The organism is Ruminiclostridium sufflavum DSM 19573, assembly GCF_003208175.1.
In the GTDB taxonomy this organism is placed as follows: Bacteria; Bacillota; Clostridia; order Acetivibrionales; family DSM-1351; genus Ruminiclostridium; species Ruminiclostridium sufflavum.
Map to the genome: position 1 here is coordinate 248,810 of NZ_QKMR01000003.1, position 20,803 is coordinate 269,612.

The window sequence follows — 20,803 nt, forward strand, 5'->3', positions numbered from 1 at the left end:
CTTCTGTCACCAATTTATTACTTTGTTCCCTGTATGCTCTAATTATTATATTATACAAATACAGCAAGATATTCAAAAAGAGCAGCTTCGGCTTAGCTGCCGTCACATCTGCAGAAGCTATTATTTCAAGTATTCTCATGCTTGAGCCTTTGTAAGCTCCTTAATATCAAAGAGCCGGTGGTAAGGCAATTAATTGCGTTTACTACCGGCTCTTAATATTTCAGCGTTTTATACGTTAACTCTTAATATTTAACTCTTTTGAATTTAATAACAAACAACAGTCCAGCCAGAAGGCAAACGGCAGAAGCCGCAATCAAATATATGCTCTCGCTGCTTGCAGTTGATTCTTGATTTTTCATATCTCCCGGTCTGCCGCCACGCTCTCCGCGCTGCTGCATATTTCCCTGACTGAACATATCCTTCATTGACGATATCTGAGTATCGGTCAATCCTAATTCTTTGAGCTGCGTTATCTGCTCCTCGGTTAAATCACCGTCGTTTGCAGCCTGTATTATTTGCATAGCCTTCATTGCAGTTTCTCTGTCAGGCATATCTCCATTTCCTGACTGCTCTGCTCCATCCGGCGGCTGCATATTACCGCTGTCCGGCTGCTGGGTTCCGTCCGGCTGCTGCATATTACCGTTGTCTAACTGCTCTGATCCGCCCGGCGGCTGTATATTACCGCTGTCCGGCTGCTGCATATTACCGTTGTCTGACTGCTCTGATCCGCCCGGCGGCTGCATTCCTCCCTGACGTCCCATTCCTCCGCCTCCTTGGGAGCCCATTGTCGAAAGGTTTATAGCTGCTGCATCAATCAGCTTGCCGCTTTCAGAAGCTTGCCCATCGGTAGTTGACGGTATGGTTCCGTCAAGCTGCCCTTGTATGCTCTGGGCTCTCAGCTTCCCAAATTCCTTAATAACCTCTACTGCAGCAGTATACTTGTCATAGCTGTAAAAAGCTGTTGCATCATTTTTTACATATTCTGAAATTAGTCCATCCAACTCAGTAATAGTATTTTCAAAGGTACCGCTGTTAAAATATCCGTCTACAATATCCTGAAGATACTGATGATATTTTTCTTTATACTCATCTACCTCAAGGAGCTTTGCCAAAATCGGCCTTTCAGACATATCAACACCTGAAACCGGAGTATCTATTGGAAAATTGACTGCTGAAGTGGCAGATTCGGACTGGAAGCCTCCAAAAGAGAGGTTATAATCCCACGGCAGCATCGTAAGCTGTCCGTCTTTTTCATAGAGATAATAATTATGCTTTAAGCTTCCGAAATAGCTGTCTAAATTCACCAATACCGTATTTGCAGCAAAATATCTCAGGGTTGCATCCACATTTATATATTTTTCAAGCTCCGTCCCTGCATTCAAGTTCTTCAAAGCCTCTATAACCTTATTGTAATCCGCATCACCGCCCTCGAATACTTCATAATCGAAGATATTTGAATAGCTGCTTATTGAATCATCACTATATTTGAGATCTGCTCCTCCTCCTGAACCACCTCCCGGTCCGCCTCCAAAGCCTCCGCCCAGAAAGCCGCCTTTATCGAAGCCTCCTCCTCTCTCAAAATTACCCGATCCTTCCGTATTCTCTGTATCTCCGGTTTTTTCGCCGACTGTTCCCTGAGACTCAGCTTTATTTACAGCTTCGCCGGTTTCCCCGGTTTTAGTACCTGCTTTCATGCTGTTTGTTTTATTATTATTTTGCGTAGTCTCGTCATTTATCTTACCTGCATCAATATTTTTGTCTTCATTCTCTGATTTATTTGTTTTATCAGCTTGAGTCTCCTCCTTTTGCTTACCTATATTCCCTTCTCCATTATTCCACGGAGCAGCCCTCTCATCACCAAGGCCATTTTCATTGCCGTTTCCACGCATTCCCATACTTTCAGGCTTATACAGCTTCCCATAGCTTTCTCCGTAATTACGCTGCGCAAAGGATTCCTCCAATGCCTCTACTGCCAGATAAAATCCCCAATCCTTACCGTTAACGGTAACATTTGTATATGAGTATAAAGGTGTGGTGACCCCCATATATGACATTAAGTCATATGATAAATATTCCTTCATATATGTGGCATCTGCCTGAATATTATTTATTACCAGTTTATCCAGCCCAAAACAGGTTTGACCGTCTATGTAATGGTCAAATTCAAATTTAAAGCTGAACCTGTCAGAATCGGAACCAGCTACCATTGATAAGCTGGAATTACCTTTCGGCCTGATTCCAACCGATTCAAAGGTTGTTCCGTTTATAGTCACATCACATGGAATATATTCTTCTTGTGTGGCATTTTCCAGCATATTTTCCCATTCACTCTCATCCGCCTTGATATCTATAGAAATTATTTTATTTTCATCAAACAGCTTTGTTGTATACTCCTGCTGTAAGCCTTCGCTTTCAATATTAAGAGCACCGGCAAGAAAGGTCATCATTCCGGCAAAGATGATTGCTGCAATCAGGAGACCTATTATTGTTTTGTTTATATATTTATTAGTTATCATACTGCCTCCACGTTTCTAATGCACCAATTAAGCTGCCTTAATTGAAACATTTTAAAATATACATACCAAGTCAATTACTATCGGCTAAAAAACCTATTTAATCGTTCGATAGTTTTGGTTTGAGGCTGAAGCCTCCTAAAGTCAAAACAAATTCAATCAAACTGCGTTCAAAATTAGCTTAAAAGCTTAATTCGCATGAGAAACGATACATATCGTTCCGATATTTTATCGTGCGAATAATTGACTTTAGTCAACTCTCCGCCTATGACATGTATTCCCCGTTATAGCTTACAAGTACTGTGTTTGAAACGCCCTCGATATCTGATATTTTATTTACAAATTGTGTTGTCATATCCTTTAGCCTTACTTCAATCGTAAGCTCAATTCCGTTTTTAGATACAGTTTTTGACTTAACCATGTGTTTTTTGACACTTTCATCCACAGCCTTGCTTACAAGCTCCTCAGAATTATCATCAGCACAATTGACAACTAATATATATGGATTGTCCGCACTTTTTTTATTTACAAATAAAACCATTACGATTCCAATGAATACTGAGCCGAATACCGCGAGTGGTATAAGTCCCGCACCGGTGACAATTCCTACTGAAATTGACCAAAACAGAAAAGCAATATCAAGAGGTTCCTTTATAGCCGATCTGAAACGGACAATTGACAAAGCACCCACCATACCAAGTGACAGTATTATATTTGAGGTAACAGCCAGTATAATCAATGTAGTAATCAGTGACATTGCCACAAGTGAAATGCCAAATCCGGCAGAATACATTACTCCGTTAAAGGTTTTTTTATAAACGAAAAAAATGAAAAGTCCCAATACAAATGAAAGTCCTAGTGCTATTATCATATCCAGAGGAGAAAACTGTGCTGCCTTCTCTATAAAGCTTGATTTAAAAATATCGTTAAAAGTCATTTAAATAACCCTCCTGTTGTGTTTTATAATTGTCCGCCAAACAAATTGCCAATGGTAAAACAGCCGCCCTTAAAATCATCCAAACATTCTGCATACCGCATATTTTGAAAACGCCAAGCTCTGCCTGTTGTTCACTTGTATAATATCTCGTATTACACTTGGCAGGAACTCATCAAATTTTACCTCTAAAATTATAGTGGAGTTACCATGGGTTCTCATTGTAGCAACCTCCTGATTGAACAGCTCCTTTGAATTCATACCGGTTCTGATGTTTGAATCTATTGTGATTCTCACATTGCCGGGCTCGTAGATAAAAGCTTCTCTTGTATAATCCACCAAAGTTTTAGGTCTTAGCTGCTGAAATTTCATTTTTGTATACAATTCAACAAGCAGCGGATTATCGGAATATTTCATCCAATCGATTTCTCCGGAAATAATTTTTTCGCACTGTTCCTTTGTGAGCCTGGCTGATATTTTAGAGCAGAGTCCGTTTATTTTACTTTTCTTCTCAAGCCTGATATAATCAAAATTATCATTATAATAACGAATCCTGAATTTTTCACGGTTATTTACACCGTTAATCTTTTCAAGTAACGCCTTGTCATCAATGTTATCAAAATATAAGCTTCTTATTTTATAGTTTCCTTCACTTCCTGCATGAGGGTCTCTCTTTACTATTGCTCTAAGCCTCTGCCTGACGGCAATGCAGTCGGAAATGTTTATATTATGCTTCAATTCATGCCTTAGCTTCTGTTTTTGCATTTCTCTTCACCACCTTTATTTTTGGACTTTTTAATTTTTCTTAAAATTATATATAAAATAATACTGGGTTAATGTGATAGTTTCTTGAACATATTGTGAACTGCTAGTAAATTTTATTTAGAATATAGATTTATTGGTAATATTTGAAAATATGCTTAAAAGAAAGCCCCTCAACTTTATGATGTTGAGAGGCACATATTTTGTCATAAGCTTTGATTTAAGATAATAATCCACGTACTAAAAATTAAGCCGCATCCAAATAAGCTGAAAAAAAGCACAATTCACTATAGCATTTCCCTCTGTATTGTACTTGATAGTATGGGTATAACCTGTTTTTTTCTTGAAACCACGCCTTTAAGGAAAGCACAGCCTTCACTGCCCTTTATGTTGAATGCCTTTTCTATAAGAGCACCGTCATCACCGACAAATAATACCTCCGAGCCTTCATTTATAATATCGGTAACCATTAAAATAACAAGCCTGTATCCCTTATTTTCCTTAACAGCCTTCATGTATGTCATAAGACTGTCCTTAACCTTCTTAAAGGCTTCTGAATCGCTGGAATTTATCTGTCCTATTCCTATTTTATATTTGTTAAATATATAATCTTTAAAATCGTATTCAAGTATTGTCTGAGGGCTCATTCCTTCCAATGATGCACTTGCCTTATATAAAGCCGCCGCAAACTCTTCCAGATGAATGTCTGCAATTTTGGCAAGCCTGCTAGCCGCCAATTCATCCGCATACGTACTGGTCGGCGACTTAAACTGCAAGGTATCTGATATTATTGCAGCACACAAAATCCCTGCAATACTTCTGGATGGATTGAGTCCGTTTTCAAAATACATATTGGCTATCAATGTGGCTGTGCTTCCGACCGCATCATTTTTAAAATATATGGGATAGCCGGTCTGAATATCTCCAATCCTGTGATGGTCAATTATTTCCAGAATATCAGCCTGATCTATTCCATCTATTGTCTGTGATTTTTCGTTATGATCCAAAAGGATAACTTTTTTCCGCCGCTGTGATATTAAATGATATCGTGAAACAAAGCCCTTTATTATTCCATTGTCATCAACAACCGGATAGCTGCGGTATCTGGTTTTCAGCATCTTATCCTTAATATTCTCCGTAAAGTCATGCAAATTAAAGCAAACCAACTGCTTTTTAGTCATTATATGACTGACAGGAATACTTTGGTTTATAAACCTTGCCGCCATCAAGGTATCATAACCTGTTCCAAGCACAATACATTCTTTTTCCTCTGCAAAGAGGAGAACATCATCATCAACCTGACCGCCGCAGGTTAGAATAATGCAGCTTGCGCCAATATCTATAGCCTTTAACTGGTTATCCTTCCTGTTTCCCAATATTACAATGTCTCCCTTTTCTATAAAGGGTTCCATTTCATCTGCAGTCATAGCTGCAACTACAACCTTTCCGTTAGCCCTAAACCGGTCTTCATTGCCGCAAATAAGCCTTGCATTGAGTGTGTCGATAATATTTCCCAGAGGGGTGTTGCTTGCAGTCAGAATACTGTTATCCATGGCATCCAGATAGCTGGTGGTAATATCCGTTAAGGTTATAACTCCTAAGAGCTTTCCTTCAATATCTGCCACCGGCAATACCTTTATATTGTTCTTCTGCATTATACTCCATGCAGCTTTTACGGAAATATCCTCAGACACCGGATTGATAATATCCATATTTAAGTCTGAAACCTGAGTTCTCACTGTTTCTTTATATTCTGGCACATCAACTCCAAAAAATTTCAGAACAAATTCTGTTTCCTTATTTATATCCCCTATTCTAATTGGAACCGCATCTATTGAATGACGCTTTTTTAATTCTGCATATGCAATAGCAGAGCAGATAGAATCTGTATCAGGATTCTTGTGACCTGTGATGTAAATTAGTTCGTTCACTGTTGAGGCCTCCGATATGTGTATCATGTATATTATATTGTCAGCTTTCTTAATAGTATTATATTACACCACCTGCACCAAATCCGCAACCGAACAATTTATAAACGGCTTTTCCCAATATCTGCCGCCATGCTATGCCGTCATAAGCTCAAACCAGAATATGCTTCCTTGTCCTATGGTGCTTAACACCCCATATCTCGAGCCTTCGTGAAGGTCTAAAATAGTTTTTACTATTGACAGTCCCAGTCCGGTACCGATGGCTGCTCTTTTGTGAGCCTTGTCAACCTTGTAGTACCTGTCCCAAATCAACGGAAGCATATCCTGTGCAATGCCCTCTCCTGTATCGACAATTTCTATCTTTACTCTGTCATTGCTGATGCTTTGTATAATAGTAACAGATTTATCTTCTCCGGTATATGTTATTGCATTGTTTATTAAATTGTAAATAACCTGAGACATCTTAACAGTGTCTGCGTTTACCCATGCATCTTCATTACTTATAAACTTAAGCCTGTACCCATCCTGTTCTGTAAGCTTCGTATACCTGAGCATGATCTCTCTTATGCTTTGAGTCAGATTAAACCTTTCAAACGCCATTTTCTGCGTTCCTGACTGAAGCTTTGAAATATCAAGGATATCATTTACCAATGTAGTGAGTCTCTTGGATTCATCTATTATAATCTGCACGTTCTCAGGAGTATTTTCTCCGGGAATGTCACGCATTACCTCACCATATCCTGTAATCATGGTTAGCGGGGTACGTAAATCATGGGAGATGTTAGCTATTAATTCACGCCTCAACTCTTCTACCATTGAAAGCTCTTTTGCCGCATAATTCAGGGTGTCATTCAGCTCAGAAATTTCAAGATATCCCTGACCGTTAAACGTTGTGTCATAGTTTCCCTTTGCCAATTCCTTCGCAGATTTGTTTATTTTTATAATCGGTTTTGATATTCTTTTTGAAATCAGCAAGGCAAACCCAAGTGCAAGCAGCAGGGTTATCCCTGTCACATATATGAGCTGAACCCGTAAGGTGTCAACAGTTGCGTCTACCGGAGTTATCATTGAATTCAGGATTGCAACCGCCTTTGAACCATCAGCTTTTTCTACAATATTGACATATATCATACTCTGCGCAAAATCTCTTCTTGGTTCTTTGATATTTCCGACAAAGGGATTTTCTCCACCCGGGCCGCCTTTAAAAATCTCCCTGTTGGATATTTCGAAATAGGTTCCGCCATTATCCAATGCCTTTTGATAAAGCTTATAAAAGTCATCATATCTCATTCCATGCTCGGTGCTGTCACTGTACAAATCGGATGAATACACCTCACTGCCGTCTTCATTAAAAATTTTTATAGATGTCTCTCTTTGCTGAGATAATGAATCCAACAGTGTATCAAGTTCCTCATTATCAATATTGTCAGAAATATTTTCCGCAGATGCTTTTATATCATTAGTTTTTATCTGCTTATAAAAGTCATCGAGAAACACAATCTGAAACATCCACAGCATTATCAGCATTAATGCGACTAATACCGTCATATACAAAAAAAGCTTATATTTTATACTCATTTTATTAAGTTTCAAATCGATATCCCACCCCTCTGAGGGTAACTATATAGCTGCTATAATCGCCCAGACTTTTCCTCAGAAGCTTTATGTGGGTATCCAGAGTCCGGTCATCTCCGAAGAAATCATATCCCCAGACATCCGAAATAAGCTTATCTCTGGTAAGTGCGATACCTCGGTTCTTCACGAGGTAAAACAGCAGGTCGTATTCCTTAGGTGACATATCAACTTTTACATCATCAACATAAACAAGCCTGCCTGTAAAATCAATTGTAAGTCCTTCAATATTTAATATTTCTTTTTTATTTTCATCCGAGTATGCACCGGAGCTGCGCTTAATTATTGCACTGACTCTCATCATCAGCTCTTTGGGCGAAAAAGGCTTGACCACATAATCATCAATGCCTATCTCAAAGCCATGAATTTTATCGTATTCCTCTCCTCTGGCAGACAGCATTAAGACAGGTGTGCTTTTATACTTTCTTATTTCCTTGCATGCCGAAAAACCATCCAGCTCCGGCATCATAATGTCCATAATAATAATATCGAAATCCTTTTCCTTGCATATTGCAATGGCTTCCATTCCATCGGCAGCCTCACTGACCTCGTAGCCTTCAAATAGTGCATACTTTTTTATAAGCTCCCGTATTCTTGCTTCATCGTCAACAACAAGTATTTTATTCATATAGACACCTTCCATATTTAGTGATTAATTTAATTATACAACATATATAGTGTAATTTTGTGAAGGGCAGGTGAAATTATACTGAATTTTATGATTTACCGCATATTGATATACCTTATCTGCTTGCAGAAATTTTTATAACTTCCCGCAATGTTCTGTATATTTAAATCAACGTCTTAACAGCTCTCTTATTTAAATACATTTGATGATCAGCCTGTTCAAGCAATTCATCAACTGTGGCATCTCCGGAGCCCTCAAATTCTGAAAACCCGTAACTGAAGCTGACATCAAAAGAATGTGCCTTGAACAGCTTTAATTTTTTTACCTTTTCATAAATCCTTTTCATTACCTTTTCACTGTACTCTATATTACACCCAGGAAAGACGATGGCAAATTCATCTCCTCCCAATCTGCATATTATGTCAGTTTCTCTTATACTCCCCTTAATGGTACCTGCAACAGCTTTAATTAATTGGTCTCCTTCCCTGTGTCCAAGCCTGTCATTTACCAATTTCAAGTCATTTACATCAACATAGCAAAGTGTCAGACAGCTATTTACCTCCTTACATGTATTAAGCTGGCTTTCAATAACCCTGAGCCCCGACTCACGATTCAAAGTATCTGTCATTTCATCCATAACATACATCATTTTGAGCCTGTCATATTTAAAACTGAATAAAACACAATTATTAACCAGATAGAGATTTCCTATAATTGACGCCGCCGCTGCCGCAGTAACAAGCAGTATATCATAATAAGCCTTGTTTCCTGAATATCCTGCCAGTCTGAAATCTGCATAAAAATACAAGGTAATATAAACAAACAATAAAATTGTACCCACAGCTATAAGATTTACTGACAATAATACTGTCAGCCTCCTATGCTTCATGTGTATTCTTTTTCTTGCCCTGACAAATTTATCACCTATAAGGCTTAGGAAAACATATATGAACAAAAACAGGAGAGCATTCCCTGCCAGAATATGTATAATACTTGTACGATATTCATAAATAGTTATTTTAAGCGGCAGCACATACACAAAGGTAACCAGTATTTCCGCAAACTCAATTAGAATTATTCCGAAAAGTGCGGTTAATATGGAATAATAACCGTTATATTTATAAAAGCCTATTATTACAAAATTAATAACTAAAGTATTCAGCAAAAACATTACTATTTTATCCCTGTCTGAGAACATGTATTTTGACAAAAATGTTCCAAGGGCAATAACCAAGCTGCTTAAAATATAGTTTATTGCCGGAGTCCTTTTTAAATCCTTATTCAGCCTGTAAATAATATAGCAAATAGCAATCGAAGTTAAGAGTTCACTAAACAAATTCGGTATTTCAATACTCACCCTCATCACTCCCAAGGTTTTGTTATAGGTTGTAAAAGTCAATTCCGGTAAAACCCTTGCTTCCCAAGCGGATATATACTTTTGAGTATTTTTTGAAGGTTTTAAATCTTAGGAAATCAATTACTATCGTAGTCAGGAAGTTTTTGCCGATAATAATTTACCTTTAATAATATGATACATTATATATTATATACTATATGCCAAAAATAAACTGTATATTTTTAACATAAATTCTATTTTTTATATACCTGCTTTCATCAAAAAAAATCATATTCTGAAATGAACATCTTAATCACTCAGGACATGACTTTTTCTGATTTCTACTAAAAAATTAAGGCAGTTGCTACTAAATAAAACAAGTGCTGCCGCTTTGTCATATACAGCTTCATTATTTCCTCCCACCCATTTTGTTAACGATATTCATTATAAATGAACTAAAATAAGGTATTGTCTTAATCATAGCCAGCCACAACGACGGTTTCGTCATACAGTCTTTTATAGCCTCTTCGGCTGTAATATAATTTAAGCCCAATATCTCGTGCCTCCTTAACTGACTATGCCATAAATTCAGTTCACCTGAATTTTTTTACACTCATATAATAAGTAAATATTGATAAAGAACAACAACCACTTTGAAAAATATTTTTTATTTCTTTTTACCAGACATCCTGATACTGTTTTTAAAATTAAGAAAAGAAAGCACCTCGCCTCTATCTTCAGAATTAAGGCTTCTATACAGAATTAATATTTTGCCCTCTTCATCTGTAAGAGTAACCCCGGTTATGCTTTCCTCTATGGCTTTTTCTACATCAATATCCGGCAAATATATTTTAAGGTATTTTACAAGTTCATTTTTAAGAAGAGTAATATATTTATTAATATCAGTATCCGGTTCCCACGTAAAGACCATGCAAAGCTTGTCCAGAACACTGACTAAATCTTCTTGCTCTGATGCTTTTAATAACTTTATTTTTTCTATTATATAATCAATATTCATATTTATAAAAGGAGTACTCAAGGATATATATTCTAGAATTTCCTTTTTCCTCAACAGTTCCTTATTATACTTTTCTCCTTCTCCCTCTTTTAGCCAAAGCTCATTAACACAGAATTGCGTTATTATGTTTTTTATCACGGATTCGGTAAGGCGGCGGTCATTTTTTTCAAGCATTGATACCGCAGAATCCTTCAAACCTATTTTTTGCCCAAATTGTGCTTGAGTCAATTTATTATCTTTTCGTATTTCCTTAAGCCTGTTTCCGGTACTGCTCATACAAATATACCTCCTTAAATTCCACAAAATGAAATATATTGTTACATTTTTCGTCAAAAATATACACAAAAGAGAACATAAAGCGTTGACAATTCCACTTAGTGAGATTATAATTATAGATAAATAATCAATCATGATAGTAATCAATATAGCACACCGGCATAATAATCTTCACTACAAAACTAATGTTCGGTTTATTAATTATACCCAAAAGTATATTGATTAAATACTGCTTAGTGTGTATTTCTCTATAAACAGCAAGTAATTTATATATATATGAGCTTTGAACGGTACTTTTGTTATGTCAACCTGACAAGAATGGAGGTGAGAATATGTGTACTGGCAGATATGTAGTTTTTATGCTGGGTACTGAGGAATTCGGCCTTGAAATAACCTGCGCCAAGGAGATTATACGTATACCAGAGCAAATAACCAAAATGCCTAACATGCCTTCTTTTTTTGAAGGTGTAATCAACTTGAGAGATAATATTATCCCGGTAATTGACTTAAAAAAAAGATTCGGCTATGCCGAAACCCACAGATATGCTGATAATAGATTGCTTATACTGGATTTGGAGAATACCTTGCTGGGAGTTATTGTGGATGATGTTGAAGAAGTTCTTATGCTTGACAGCCGGTCTATAGAAAAAATCAAATTTGATATACCCGGTATGTCCGAAAACAGCATACATGGAATTGCAAAGCATGATGACAGATTAATTGTACTATTAAACGCACTAAAAATTAAAGATGAGATATTTCAATATATGGAGCATTAAGGAGAGAAAAAAATGATTTCATTATCAGCAGTTGAATCTTGTAAAACAATGGCCGAAATTATGGCAGATTTCATACCTGGAGGAGTTATTTTCGGCGTTGTGGAAAATGATACCATCGTATGGACAAAGGAAACTGACGACTTCAAAATTGATTTATTAGCAGTTGGACAAAAGCTAAAAAACGAAAGTACAACAATGCAGTCTATCAAGGAAAAGAAAGTTCTGACACAGAATATTTCAAGAAGCGTATACGGAATACGGGTTACAATAATAGCAATCCCTGTCATTGATAACAGCGGAGATGCTACGGGAGCCATAACTATGGCCTTTCCAAAACTGCACCCGGTTGCCGCCGCATTTAATGATTTTGCTCCCCTTATGGCCGAGATGTTTCATGAGGGAGCTTTTATATATATGACCGATCTGGAAAAAATCGCTTACAGGCAGGCCTCAACAAAATTTGATATGCCTTCAATCCCATTAGGTTACATACTGAACGAAAGCGATATCCCATATAAAGTCATTCAATCAAAAAAGCCCCTGTTTGCTGAAGTAGATGCAGCAAAGTACGGAATACCCGTCTCAGTTGCAAATTTTCCGCTGTTTGATGAAGAAGAAAGTGATAAGGTGGTTGCTTCCTTAGGTATAGTTATGCCCAAGAAAACTGCCGCAGCTCTCAGAGGCATGTCAAGTCATCTTGAAAGCGGCTTGTCAGGTATTTCAGCTGCAATTGAAGAGCTCGCTGCCTCAGCGACTGATATACACACTAACGAGCAAAATTTAAATCGAAATATAACAGAAATAATCAGCATTTCTGATGAAATAAACGAAATATCCGGCTTTATAAAAGAAATAGCAGACGAAACTAAAATGCTGGGCTTAAATGCCGCTATCGAAGCCGCAAGAGCAGGTGAGGCAGGCCGGGGCTTCGGTGTTGTAGCTGAAGAAATAAGAAAGCTATCCGCACAATCAAAAAGCACTGTGCCAAAAATCCAAAAGCTTACAGAAGATATAAAATCAAAAGTTGACGAAGCCTGTGAAAAGAGCACCAATTCATTGCATTCAAGTCAGGAACAGGCCGCTGCTACAGAAGAAGTAACCGCCAGCGTAGAAGAAATTATGTCTGTGGCTGAAGAACTGAACAAAATTTCTAAGGAGCTGTAGTTTTTTACAGGTGCGGCGGTAAGCTATTTATTTTACAGCCGCATTTGTTTCCTTCAATCTAAACCTTAAAATAAAGCTGTGTTGTTGGGATGATCCCAAAGGGAGATATTTTCAGATCTCCCGTCTTCCCTCAAAGGCCTTGGCCAGTGTAACCTCGTCAGCATACTCCAAATCGCCTCCCACAGGTATTCCATGTGCAATTCTAGTTGTCTTGACCCCCAGCGGCTTTATAAGCTTGGAAATATACATTGCCGTTGCTTCACCCTCAACATTTGGATTTGTAGCAAGAATAACCTCTTTGACCTCTCCGTTTCCAAGCCTTTGAAGCAATTCCTTGATTCTTATATCTCCAGGCCCGATACCCTGCATAGGAGAAATAGCTCCGTGCAATACATGGTAAAGCCCTTTAAATTCACGCGTGCGTTCCATTGCAACAACATCTCTGGCCTCCTGAACAACACATATTGCAGACTTATCCCTTGAAGCACTGCTGCAAATTAAGCATGGATCGACATCTGTAAGGTTACTGCATACAGAACAGTACTTTGTCTTTTGCTTTGCCTCCAATATTGAATTTGCAAGCCTCTGTACCTTTTCATTCGGCATATTTATAATATGAAAAGCCAGCCTCTGAGCAGACTTGTGACCAATACCTGGCAGCTTCTGAAACTCATCCACAAGCTTTGCAATAGGAACCGCATAATAGTCCATTTTTTATCTCCATATTCCATAGTGTCCAATGCAAGATATAAAACAGATAAATCCATAATAGAACTTATCTGTTTATAAAATAAAAATTTGCTTCTTATAGATTAAAACAATCCCGGCATTCCCAGTCCGCCGGTTATTTTCCCCATTTCAGAATTTGCAAGCTCATCAGCCTTTCTTAATGCCTCATTAACAGCACTCAATATTAAATCCTGCAGCATCTCAACATCATCGGGATCAACAACCTCGGGCTTTATAGTTATTTCTTTTATCTCCTTTTTACCGGTTGCAACAATATTTATTGCCCCTCCGCCGACAGAAACCTCTATTGTTTTGTTTTCCAATTCCTGCTGAGTTTTTTCCATATCCTTCTGCATCTTCTGAGCCTGTTTCATCAGGTTGTTCATATTTCCCATGCCTCCGCCTCCGAAGCCTCCTCCTGGAAATCCACCTCTTGCCATCTTTTCTTCCTCCTATTTTTAAATAATATATATTTTAAATTTAATCCTCTCTATTATCAACAATCTAAATGCACATATATCAGAGAGCCTTACTGTCTTCCGGCACATCACTATAATATTATATCCTATTCGTCTATTATATCAAGATGAACATTCAGCTTACTGCTGATTTCCTGTGAAAACTCCTGCAATTCCTTTTCCTGCGGCTCCTGCTTTATGGAAGCCTTAAACGGAACCATACTCTCCAATGTTTCTTCATCAACAATTTTTACACGAATATTCCGAGTTAGTTTCTTACTAATTATATTTTCCAGAATTTCAATATCCTCCGGCTTTGTTACACAGCTTTTAAGTGAACAGAAATCCTTGGGAAATACCACCATAACAGTAGACCCATCCACAGCTACTGCCTTAGTTGATGCCAGATATGCGACAAGTCTCATCCTTCCGAGAGCCTTCAGCTCAGATATTACATTATCCCATATCTCCAGCTGCTCATACTCTGCCTTTTTGCTGCTTGTATTTTTTTTATCGATATCTTTGCTGGCTTCAGAATTATTTGAGATTGCTTCATCCCAAGGACTTCCTTCGGGAATATACTTCGCACCGGTCTTTATCCCTGAATTTTGTGAAACAAAAGCGGTATTTTTGATTTTATCTTCCAAATCGGATATCCTATCAATCAAATCACCATTATCCGCACTCTGCCCATAATTTCCCATACTTATGGAAATAAGCATTACCTCCAGAAAAACTCTCTGATTCAGTGCATACTTCAGCTGCGGCTCAAAAGATGACAGCTCCTTTATTATTGCAATAATGCTTTCTCTTGAAAAGGCCTCTGCCTGAACCATCATTTTTTCTATATACTGCTTACTGACATCTACAATTTCACTTGGATTCCGGCTTAGCTTGCACATCAGCAGATTCCTGAAATACATTACCAAATCTGACGCAAACCTCAGAATGTCTCTGCCTCCTGAAGAAAGCTTTTCAACACCGCCAACCAGTCCCTCTGTATTTTTATCTCTTATATGGTCCACTATCTCTGCAATAAAATCATCACTAACAATTCCTATGACATCAAGCACATTCTGATGAGTTATGGTTTTATCTCCCACAGCAATACACTGATCCAAAATGCTCAGCGCATCTCTCATGGCTCCGTCGGCCAATCTGGCAATCAGTAATGCCGCATCCTCTTCAATTTGAATATCCGTAGCAGCAGCAACCATTTGAACTCTTTGGGCTATACTGCCAAGAGTTATCTTTTTGAAATCAAACCTCTGACACCTTGACAATATCGTAGCCGGCAGCTTGTGAGGGTCAGTAGTCGCCAAAATAAATACAACGTGTGCAGGAGGCTCCTCCAATGTTTTAAGAAGTGCATTAAATGCCCCTGCCGAAAGCATATGCACTTCATCTATTATGTATACCTTATATTTTGCCTGTGACGGTGCATAAACAACTTCATCACGAATTTCTCTCACATTGTCGACACTGTTATTCGAAGCAGCATCAATTTCAATTACGTCAAGAACAGAATCACTGAGTATTCCTTTGCATATCTCACACTCATTGCACGGATCCCCCTCCTTCGGATTCAGACAATTTATAGCACGGGCAAAGATTTTTGCCATAGTGGTCTTTCCGGTACCCCTTGTTCCGCAGAAAAGGTATGCATGTCCGATACGCCCTGACATTACAGTATTTTTAATTGTTTTTACCACGTGCTCCTGTTCAACAACATCTTCAAATACAAGAGGTCTCCATTTTCTGTACAGTGCTGTATAAGACATATTCTCCATCCCTTCCGTTTTTTATATGCAAAACCGGATGCATGTTTACACATTTTTAATTTATACTTCAATATAATTCAAGCCTGTTCAATTGAACAGGCTCAATTACTTAATATTTGAATGGCCGCACACCTATCGTCGATGTAAATATATAGCTGTTACCTTTACAGTTAACTCTAACCAGGTAACCCAGCGGCACACAGAAATTACCGCTTACCGCTGCTTCCTTCCGGACCTGACGGGGTTCACAGACTTCTATTGCGCAAGACCCAATTTTCATTGCCACTTGTAAAGGGCAAACACTACACACTTAAACCTAGGACAGGAATTCAACCCTGCTATAGCGGATTGCAGGTACAGGGCACCGCTACCTCCCCGCCTAGTACGGCCAAAACTTGGCTATAAAAAAGCTGAATTTCTCCAGCACTTACACATTATAACCCAAATCAAACCTCATATCAATACTAATTGCAATGTTATTTTTTACCAAAAACTCATTATCCCCTCTTTACCTCCTATAAGGCAAAGCTTTGAACCGCAATATTCTCCCCACCTCATCCCAAGGCATTCAGACAGAAAAAAAGCACCTCAGTTTATAAAATATAATAATTCCTGATAAATAGGTGCTCAATAAAAAAAATAATAAAATCATAATATGTTTAAAGGAGGAACAAAATGAAAAAGCGTATAATGGCTTTACAAATATATTATACCACTTTTTTCTAAAGTTTGTGTTAAGATTATATAACAATTATTAATAATAAATTAATAAATTAATAAATTATTAGCATTCTGTGAATAGAATAATATTCCGCAGCTCACTCCTTCCTATATATAGGTGTTGCAAAATAAAGCTTACAATAATTCCAGCCATGCCCTGAATATAGAAATAATTTTTAAATCCTCTGAAAAAAGTGTATAAGAAGATATAAACAGGTCAAAACTATAACTGACCCCACAAAATACATTTTAACCCCCTAAAAGTGCTCGGCTTTTTGCCGAGCATTTTTTATTTTGCTTTATATGTTCTTCATTTCATCTGTCCTTTTGTATCCTTTCCTCCTATCCCACTGCTTCCGGTTATGGTTAATGAAATTACAGACCTTGGTGTCAGTATATGAGAACTATCTGTAATAGAAATCTTTTGTGCTACAATTGCAGGGTCCAATGCATTTATCAGTACTCTCTTAGGTGAACTGGCAAAATTCGCGCCTGCATCCATTATGGCCTCATAATAGGATTGGCATGCTCCTGCAAATATGCACAGCTTATCAGGATTAGGCTGGAAACTCCGTGCTATTTTAACCGACTCAATATAATAAGCTGAATTTGCATAATTTTCCAGAGAATATATGTTTTTTGCCCCCTTTTTCAGACCGTCATGCCCGGTAATTACTAATATATCAGGCTTGTAGTTATATAAAAAGTGTTTTATCAATGAGGGCTGCTTGCTTTCACTTGCCAGTTTACCGTAGCATTTGATACCGCTTTGCCTGTAAAAATCCATACATTGAATCATAAAATCCTCTGCAGAGTCTATATGCAAAATCCTTCCCGGTCTTCTCCTAATTCTTCTAAGAAGGTTTTTAAATACCGGAATAGTGCCTTCTATAGTGATTTTTGCCATACGAAGCTCACTATACGCTCTGGAATAAGCAGTTCCCGCATCTTGCCTTTCTAAATCATCAGCACTTGAATCAGCCTCTATTCGTGAAGATAATCCCCTTAGCACATAACAATCGGAACCATCACAATCATGCTTTATGTTTACAACCTTAAATAAAAGGTCTCCGCCGTACGACTTCCTAATTACAATATCTCCAACATTAAATTTAGTCACTGATATCACTCCAAAATTTCCTTTTTAGTGCATAATATGCAACCGAATTTCATTTGGGGATTGTTTTATTAGCTACGGTAAATTTATTATGTAATCCAATATTTATTTTGTGACAAACCTGATTGGAACGCTTTTCAATATAAAAAAATAGATTGAAAACATACGTATCAAAATATAAATAAATTTATTGACAAATACAATTCTTGGAGTATAATATTAACATATGAATAATTGTTCATATGTTAATAGGTTGTTATTAAACAACTAAAGGAAATAAAAACTACTATAACCAATTACTCTAGCTTAAAAAACGAGCACCTCATCGCAAATACGGATTAAGCTTCCAAGCTGATTTTGAACTTTAGGAGGCTTTAGGCGGCAGTAATTGACTTGGTATTTTAGGGAGACAAATATTATGAGTATGGAAAATGATATTGAAAAATGTGACTTTCTATGTGTACACAATAACATAGTAAGCAAAGTACTTCACCACATGCCTGAAGAAACCCAGCTGTATGATTTGGCTGAATTATTCAAGGTCTTTGGCGATTCTACAAGAATTAAAATATTATACGTGCTGTTTCAGTCCGAAATGTGCGTCTGTGATATCGCACAGCTTCTGAATATGGGACAGTCGGCCATTTCCCACCAATTACGGGTTCTGAAGCAGGCAAAACTGGTTAAGGGCAGACGTGAAGGTAAAACAATGTTTTATTCCCTGTCTGATTCACATGTAAGGACAATTATTGATCAAGGCTTCGAGCACATCGAAGAATAATACAGCTAACAAATAAGGAGGAGTCAAAATGAAAAAAGTATTCAAACTAAAAAATTTGGGATGCGCAAATTGTGCTTCAAAAATGGAAAGAGAAATAAATAAATTAAACGGTGTTAAAAATGCAACCATCAATTTTATTACGCAGAAGCTGACCTTTGATTCAGAGGAGCAGAACCTTGACGAAACAACAGAAGCCATTAAAAAAATCGTAAAAAAGATTGAGCCGAATTGTTCCTTGCAGGTGACTTAAAAACCTCCGTTAAATTGATATTAATAAGACTTTAATATTTATAATGCTTTATGCAAATATTATTATATAGCAGCCGTTATATTACGGCAAAAGGAGGTATAATTTGTCTGAGTTCAAAAAAACAATTATTAGACTGGCAATAGGCTTGTTAGTCCTCATAGCAGCCTTATCCCTACCATTATCAGCTTATTTTAAGCTTGCGATATTTCTTGCGGCTTATTTAATCTCCGGAGGTGATGTACTTCTCAGAGCCGTTAAAAATATTTCGCACGGTCAAATATTTGATGAAAACTTTTTAATGTGTATTGCAACAATAGGCGCTTTTTTTGTAGGAGAATATCCCGAAGCCGTTGCGGTAATGCTCTTTTATCAGACAGGTGAGCTTTTTCAGGATTACGCCGTTAACCGCTCCAGAAAATCAATTACAGAGCTGATGGATATACGTCCGGATTATGCAAACGTTAAAAGAAATAATGAGCTAATAACCGTTGACCCTGAAGAAGTTGCCATTGATGAAATAATTGTGGTCAAAGCCGGTGAAAAAATTCCTCTTGACGGGAAAGTTATAGAAGGCTATTCAATGGTGGACACATCCGCATTAACAGGTGAATCTGTCCCAAGAGAGCTGTCTGTTGGTGATGATGCCCTAAGCGGGTGCATAAATATAAACGGCCTTCTTACTATTAAGGTTTCAAAGGAATTTGGCGAATCTACAGTAGCAAAAATTTTGGATTTGGTTGAAAATGCAAGCAGTAAAAAGGCAAAAGCAGAAAATTTTATTACAAAGTTTGCAAGATACTATACTCCTATTGTGGTTATAGCTGCCGCCCTCCTTGCTGTTATACCTCCTTTGGTTTTACGTGATGCAGCCTTTCAGGATTGGATATACCGCGCATTACTGTTTCTTGTTGTTTCCTGTCCATGCGCTTTGGTTATTTCAATACCGCTGGGCTTTTTCGGAGGTATCGGCGGTGCATCTAAATCCGGTATCCTTATTAAGGGAAGCAATTATCTTGAAGCTCTTGCAGAAGCGGAAATTATTGTATTTGATAAAACAGGCACACTAACAAAGGGAACCTTTAAGGTATCAGAAATTCATCCTGTTGACATCAGTGAAAGCGAGCTGCTGGAGATGACCGCCTATGCCGAAAGCTACTCAAACCATCCTATTTCTTTATCCTTAAAAAAGGCTTATGCATCAGATATTGATAATACAAGAATAACTGATGTTGAAGAGATTCCCGGACATGGTGTCAAAGCAGTCGTTGACAGCAAAACCGTTTTTGCGGGAAATATCAAGCTAATGAAAAGTATAGGTATTGACTGCCGCAATAATGATGCTGCCGGTACAATTGTACATGTTGCTATTGGAGGTAAATATGCAGGCTGTGTCATCATATCCGACGAAATAAAAGAGGATGCCGCCGCAGCTGTAAATAAACTGAAGGCTGAAGGCATAAATAAGACGGTGATGCTTACCGGGGACTCAAAAGCCGTAGGTTTTAAGGTATCTTCACAGCTGGGGCTTGATGAAGTTTATGCCGAGCTTCTTCCATCTGATAAGGTATCTGAGGTAGAAAAGCTTCTGGCCCAGAAATCCGGTAAAGGAAAGCTGGTCTTTGTGGGAGACGGTATAAACGATGCTCCTGTGCTTTCCAGATCCGATATTGGTATTGCTATGGGAGGCCTTGGCTCAGATGCGGCAATTGAAGCTGCCGATGTGGTTATAATGAATGATGAGCTTACCAAAATCGCCACTTCGATTTCAATTTCCAAAAAGACCCTTCGCATTGTAAAGCAAAATATTATTTTCGCACTCGGTATCAAAGGAATCGTGCTTGCAATGAGCGCCTTCGGTTTGGCAAATATGTGGGAAGCTGTTTTTTCAGATGTTGGAGTTTCTGTAATTGCCATTTTAAATTCAGCCAGAGCACTGAATGTAAAAAAGCTCTAGCTGGAGCTTGCAGAATAAACCTTACCTTGCAAGCTCACACTTG

Annotated in this window: 18 protein-coding genes and 1 other RNA gene; 5 read left to right on the forward strand and 14 right to left on the reverse strand. The window is 37.8% G+C overall.

Annotated features, from left to right (window positions below; genetic code table 11):
* Nucleotides 1–242: 242 nt before the first annotated feature.
* The 9 genes from LY28_RS03755 to LY28_RS03795 form a co-directional block, all read right to left on the reverse strand.
* Nucleotides 243–2,516 carry a CotH kinase family protein gene (locus tag LY28_RS03755; protein WP_110460835.1) on the reverse strand — a complete coding sequence of 758 codons (2,274 nt, stop codon included), beginning with the start codon at nucleotides 2,514–2,516 and terminating at the stop codon, nucleotides 243–245.
* Nucleotides 2,517–2,778: 262 nt separating this feature from the next.
* Nucleotides 2,779–3,450 carry a DUF4956 domain-containing protein gene (locus LY28_RS03760; RefSeq protein WP_110460836.1) on the reverse strand — a complete coding sequence of 224 codons (672 nt, stop codon included), beginning with the start codon at nucleotides 3,448–3,450 and terminating at the stop codon, nucleotides 2,779–2,781.
* Nucleotides 3,451–3,525: 75 nt separating this feature from the next.
* Nucleotides 3,526–4,212, reverse strand: coding sequence for a polyphosphate polymerase domain-containing protein (locus tag LY28_RS03765; protein WP_110460837.1), 687 nt, complete (start codon nucleotides 4,210–4,212; stop codon nucleotides 3,526–3,528).
* A 284-nt stretch (nucleotides 4,213–4,496) separates the two neighbouring features.
* The gene (locus LY28_RS03770) at nucleotides 4,497–6,140 is read right to left on the reverse strand and encodes a putative manganese-dependent inorganic diphosphatase (RefSeq protein ID WP_110460838.1); all 1,644 of its coding nucleotides are present in this window, start codon (nucleotides 6,138–6,140) and stop codon (nucleotides 4,497–4,499) included.
* A gap of 132 nt (nucleotides 6,141–6,272) precedes the next feature.
* The gene (locus tag LY28_RS03775) at nucleotides 6,273–7,730 is read right to left on the reverse strand and encodes a HAMP domain-containing sensor histidine kinase (protein WP_110460839.1); all 1,458 of its coding nucleotides are present in this window, start codon (nucleotides 7,728–7,730) and stop codon (nucleotides 6,273–6,275) included.
* A complete protein-coding gene (locus LY28_RS03780; RefSeq protein ID WP_110460840.1) occupies nucleotides 7,720–8,397 on the reverse strand; it encodes a response regulator transcription factor in 678 nt (225 codons plus the stop codon). Before LY28_RS03780 ends, LY28_RS03775 begins: the two co-directional genes overlap by 11 nt.
* Nucleotides 8,398–8,560: 163 nt before the next feature.
* Complete coding sequence (locus tag LY28_RS03785; RefSeq protein WP_165835485.1) at nucleotides 8,561–9,754, reverse strand: GGDEF domain-containing protein; 1,194 nt, start codon at nucleotides 9,752–9,754, stop codon at nucleotides 8,561–8,563.
* A 388-nt stretch (nucleotides 9,755–10,142) separates the two neighbouring features.
* Nucleotides 10,143–10,286, reverse strand: a complete 144-nt coding sequence (locus LY28_RS19045; protein ID WP_165835486.1) for a hypothetical protein — start codon at nucleotides 10,284–10,286, stop codon at nucleotides 10,143–10,145.
* A gap of 114 nt (nucleotides 10,287–10,400) precedes the next feature.
* Nucleotides 10,401–11,027, reverse strand: coding sequence for a helix-turn-helix domain-containing protein (locus tag LY28_RS03795; RefSeq protein WP_165835487.1), 627 nt, complete (start codon nucleotides 11,025–11,027; stop codon nucleotides 10,401–10,403).
* A 332-nt stretch (nucleotides 11,028–11,359) separates the two neighbouring features.
* Here LY28_RS03795 and LY28_RS03800 point away from each other — a divergent pair, with 332 nt between their 5' ends.
* Together LY28_RS03800 and LY28_RS03805 are read left to right on the forward strand one after the other, a co-directional pair.
* Nucleotides 11,360–11,806, forward strand: coding sequence for a chemotaxis protein CheW (locus LY28_RS03800; protein ID WP_110460844.1), 447 nt, complete (start codon nucleotides 11,360–11,362; stop codon nucleotides 11,804–11,806).
* Nucleotides 11,807–11,818: 12 nt separating this feature from the next.
* Complete coding sequence (locus LY28_RS03805) at nucleotides 11,819–12,970, forward strand: methyl-accepting chemotaxis protein (RefSeq protein WP_110460845.1); 1,152 nt, start codon at nucleotides 11,819–11,821, stop codon at nucleotides 12,968–12,970.
* 111 nt (nucleotides 12,971–13,081) lie between these two features.
* Here the strand turns inward: LY28_RS03805 and recR are convergent, their stop codons facing one another.
* The 5 genes from recR to LY28_RS03830 form a co-directional block, all read right to left on the reverse strand.
* A complete protein-coding gene (gene recR, locus LY28_RS03810) occupies nucleotides 13,082–13,681 on the reverse strand; it encodes a recombination mediator RecR (RefSeq protein WP_110460846.1) in 600 nt (199 codons plus the stop codon).
* A gap of 101 nt (nucleotides 13,682–13,782) precedes the next feature.
* Nucleotides 13,783–14,139: a YbaB/EbfC family nucleoid-associated protein gene (locus LY28_RS03815; protein WP_110460847.1), complete on the reverse strand. Its 357-nt coding sequence runs from the start codon at nucleotides 14,137–14,139 to the stop codon at nucleotides 13,783–13,785.
* A 125-nt stretch (nucleotides 14,140–14,264) separates the two neighbouring features.
* Nucleotides 14,265–15,938 (reverse strand): DNA polymerase III subunit gamma/tau, encoded by a 1,674-nt coding sequence (dnaX, locus tag LY28_RS03820; protein WP_110460848.1) that lies wholly within the window; start codon nucleotides 15,936–15,938, stop codon nucleotides 14,265–14,267.
* A 124-nt stretch (nucleotides 15,939–16,062) separates the two neighbouring features.
* Nucleotides 16,063–16,326, reverse strand: an RNA gene (gene ffs, locus LY28_RS03825) — signal recognition particle sRNA large type.
* 642 nt (nucleotides 16,327–16,968) lie between these two features.
* Nucleotides 16,969–17,778 carry a sporulation peptidase YabG gene (locus LY28_RS03830; RefSeq protein ID WP_110460849.1) on the reverse strand — a complete coding sequence of 270 codons (810 nt, stop codon included), beginning with the start codon at nucleotides 17,776–17,778 and terminating at the stop codon, nucleotides 16,969–16,971.
* Nucleotides 17,779–18,193: 415 nt separating this feature from the next.
* Here LY28_RS03830 and LY28_RS03835 point away from each other — a divergent pair, with 415 nt between their 5' ends.
* The 3 genes from LY28_RS03835 to LY28_RS03845 all read left to right on the forward strand — a co-directional run bounded on the left by LY28_RS03835 (nucleotide 18,194) and on the right by LY28_RS03845 (nucleotide 20,760).
* Complete coding sequence (locus LY28_RS03835; protein ID WP_110460850.1) at nucleotides 18,194–18,556, forward strand: ArsR/SmtB family transcription factor; 363 nt, start codon at nucleotides 18,194–18,196, stop codon at nucleotides 18,554–18,556.
* Between the two features lie 28 nt (nucleotides 18,557–18,584).
* Nucleotides 18,585–18,806 (forward strand): heavy-metal-associated domain-containing protein, encoded by a 222-nt coding sequence (locus LY28_RS03840; RefSeq protein ID WP_110460851.1) that lies wholly within the window; start codon nucleotides 18,585–18,587, stop codon nucleotides 18,804–18,806.
* 103 nt (nucleotides 18,807–18,909) lie between these two features.
* Nucleotides 18,910–20,760 carry a heavy metal translocating P-type ATPase gene (locus LY28_RS03845; protein ID WP_110460852.1) on the forward strand — a complete coding sequence of 617 codons (1,851 nt, stop codon included), beginning with the start codon at nucleotides 18,910–18,912 and terminating at the stop codon, nucleotides 20,758–20,760.
* The last annotated feature ends 43 nt before the right edge of the window (nucleotides 20,761–20,803 follow it).

Excerpts from the sequence above, each read along its gene's own strand:
- LY28_RS03755 (WP_110460835.1), bottom strand. The coding sequence starts at position 2,516 with ATGATAACTAATAAATATATAAACAAAACAATAATAGGTCTCCTGATT.
- LY28_RS03760 (WP_110460836.1), bottom strand. The coding sequence starts at position 3,450 with ATGACTTTTAACGATATTTTTAAATCAAGCTTTATAGAGAAGGCAGCA.
- LY28_RS03765 (WP_110460837.1), bottom strand. The coding sequence starts at position 4,212 with ATGCAAAAACAGAAGCTAAGGCATGAATTGAAGCATAATATAAACATT.
- LY28_RS03780 (WP_110460840.1), bottom strand. The coding sequence starts at position 8,397 with ATGAATAAAATACTTGTTGTTGACGATGAAGCAAGAATACGGGAGCTT.
- LY28_RS03795 (WP_165835487.1), bottom strand. The coding sequence starts at position 11,027 with ATGAGCAGTACCGGAAACAGGCTTAAGGAAATACGAAAAGATAATAAA.
- LY28_RS03800 (WP_110460844.1), top strand. The coding sequence starts at position 11,360 with ATGTGTACTGGCAGATATGTAGTTTTTATGCTGGGTACTGAGGAATTC.
- LY28_RS03805 (WP_110460845.1), top strand. The coding sequence starts at position 11,819 with ATGATTTCATTATCAGCAGTTGAATCTTGTAAAACAATGGCCGAAATT.
- recR (WP_110460846.1), bottom strand. The coding sequence starts at position 13,681 with ATGGACTATTATGCGGTTCCTATTGCAAAGCTTGTGGATGAGTTTCAG.
- LY28_RS03815 (WP_110460847.1), bottom strand. The coding sequence starts at position 14,139 with ATGGCAAGAGGTGGATTTCCAGGAGGAGGCTTCGGAGGCGGAGGCATG.
- dnaX (WP_110460848.1), bottom strand. The coding sequence starts at position 15,938 with ATGTCTTATACAGCACTGTACAGAAAATGGAGACCTCTTGTATTTGAA.
- LY28_RS03835 (WP_110460850.1), top strand. The coding sequence starts at position 18,194 with ATGAGTATGGAAAATGATATTGAAAAATGTGACTTTCTATGTGTACAC.
- LY28_RS03840 (WP_110460851.1), top strand. The coding sequence starts at position 18,585 with ATGAAAAAAGTATTCAAACTAAAAAATTTGGGATGCGCAAATTGTGCT.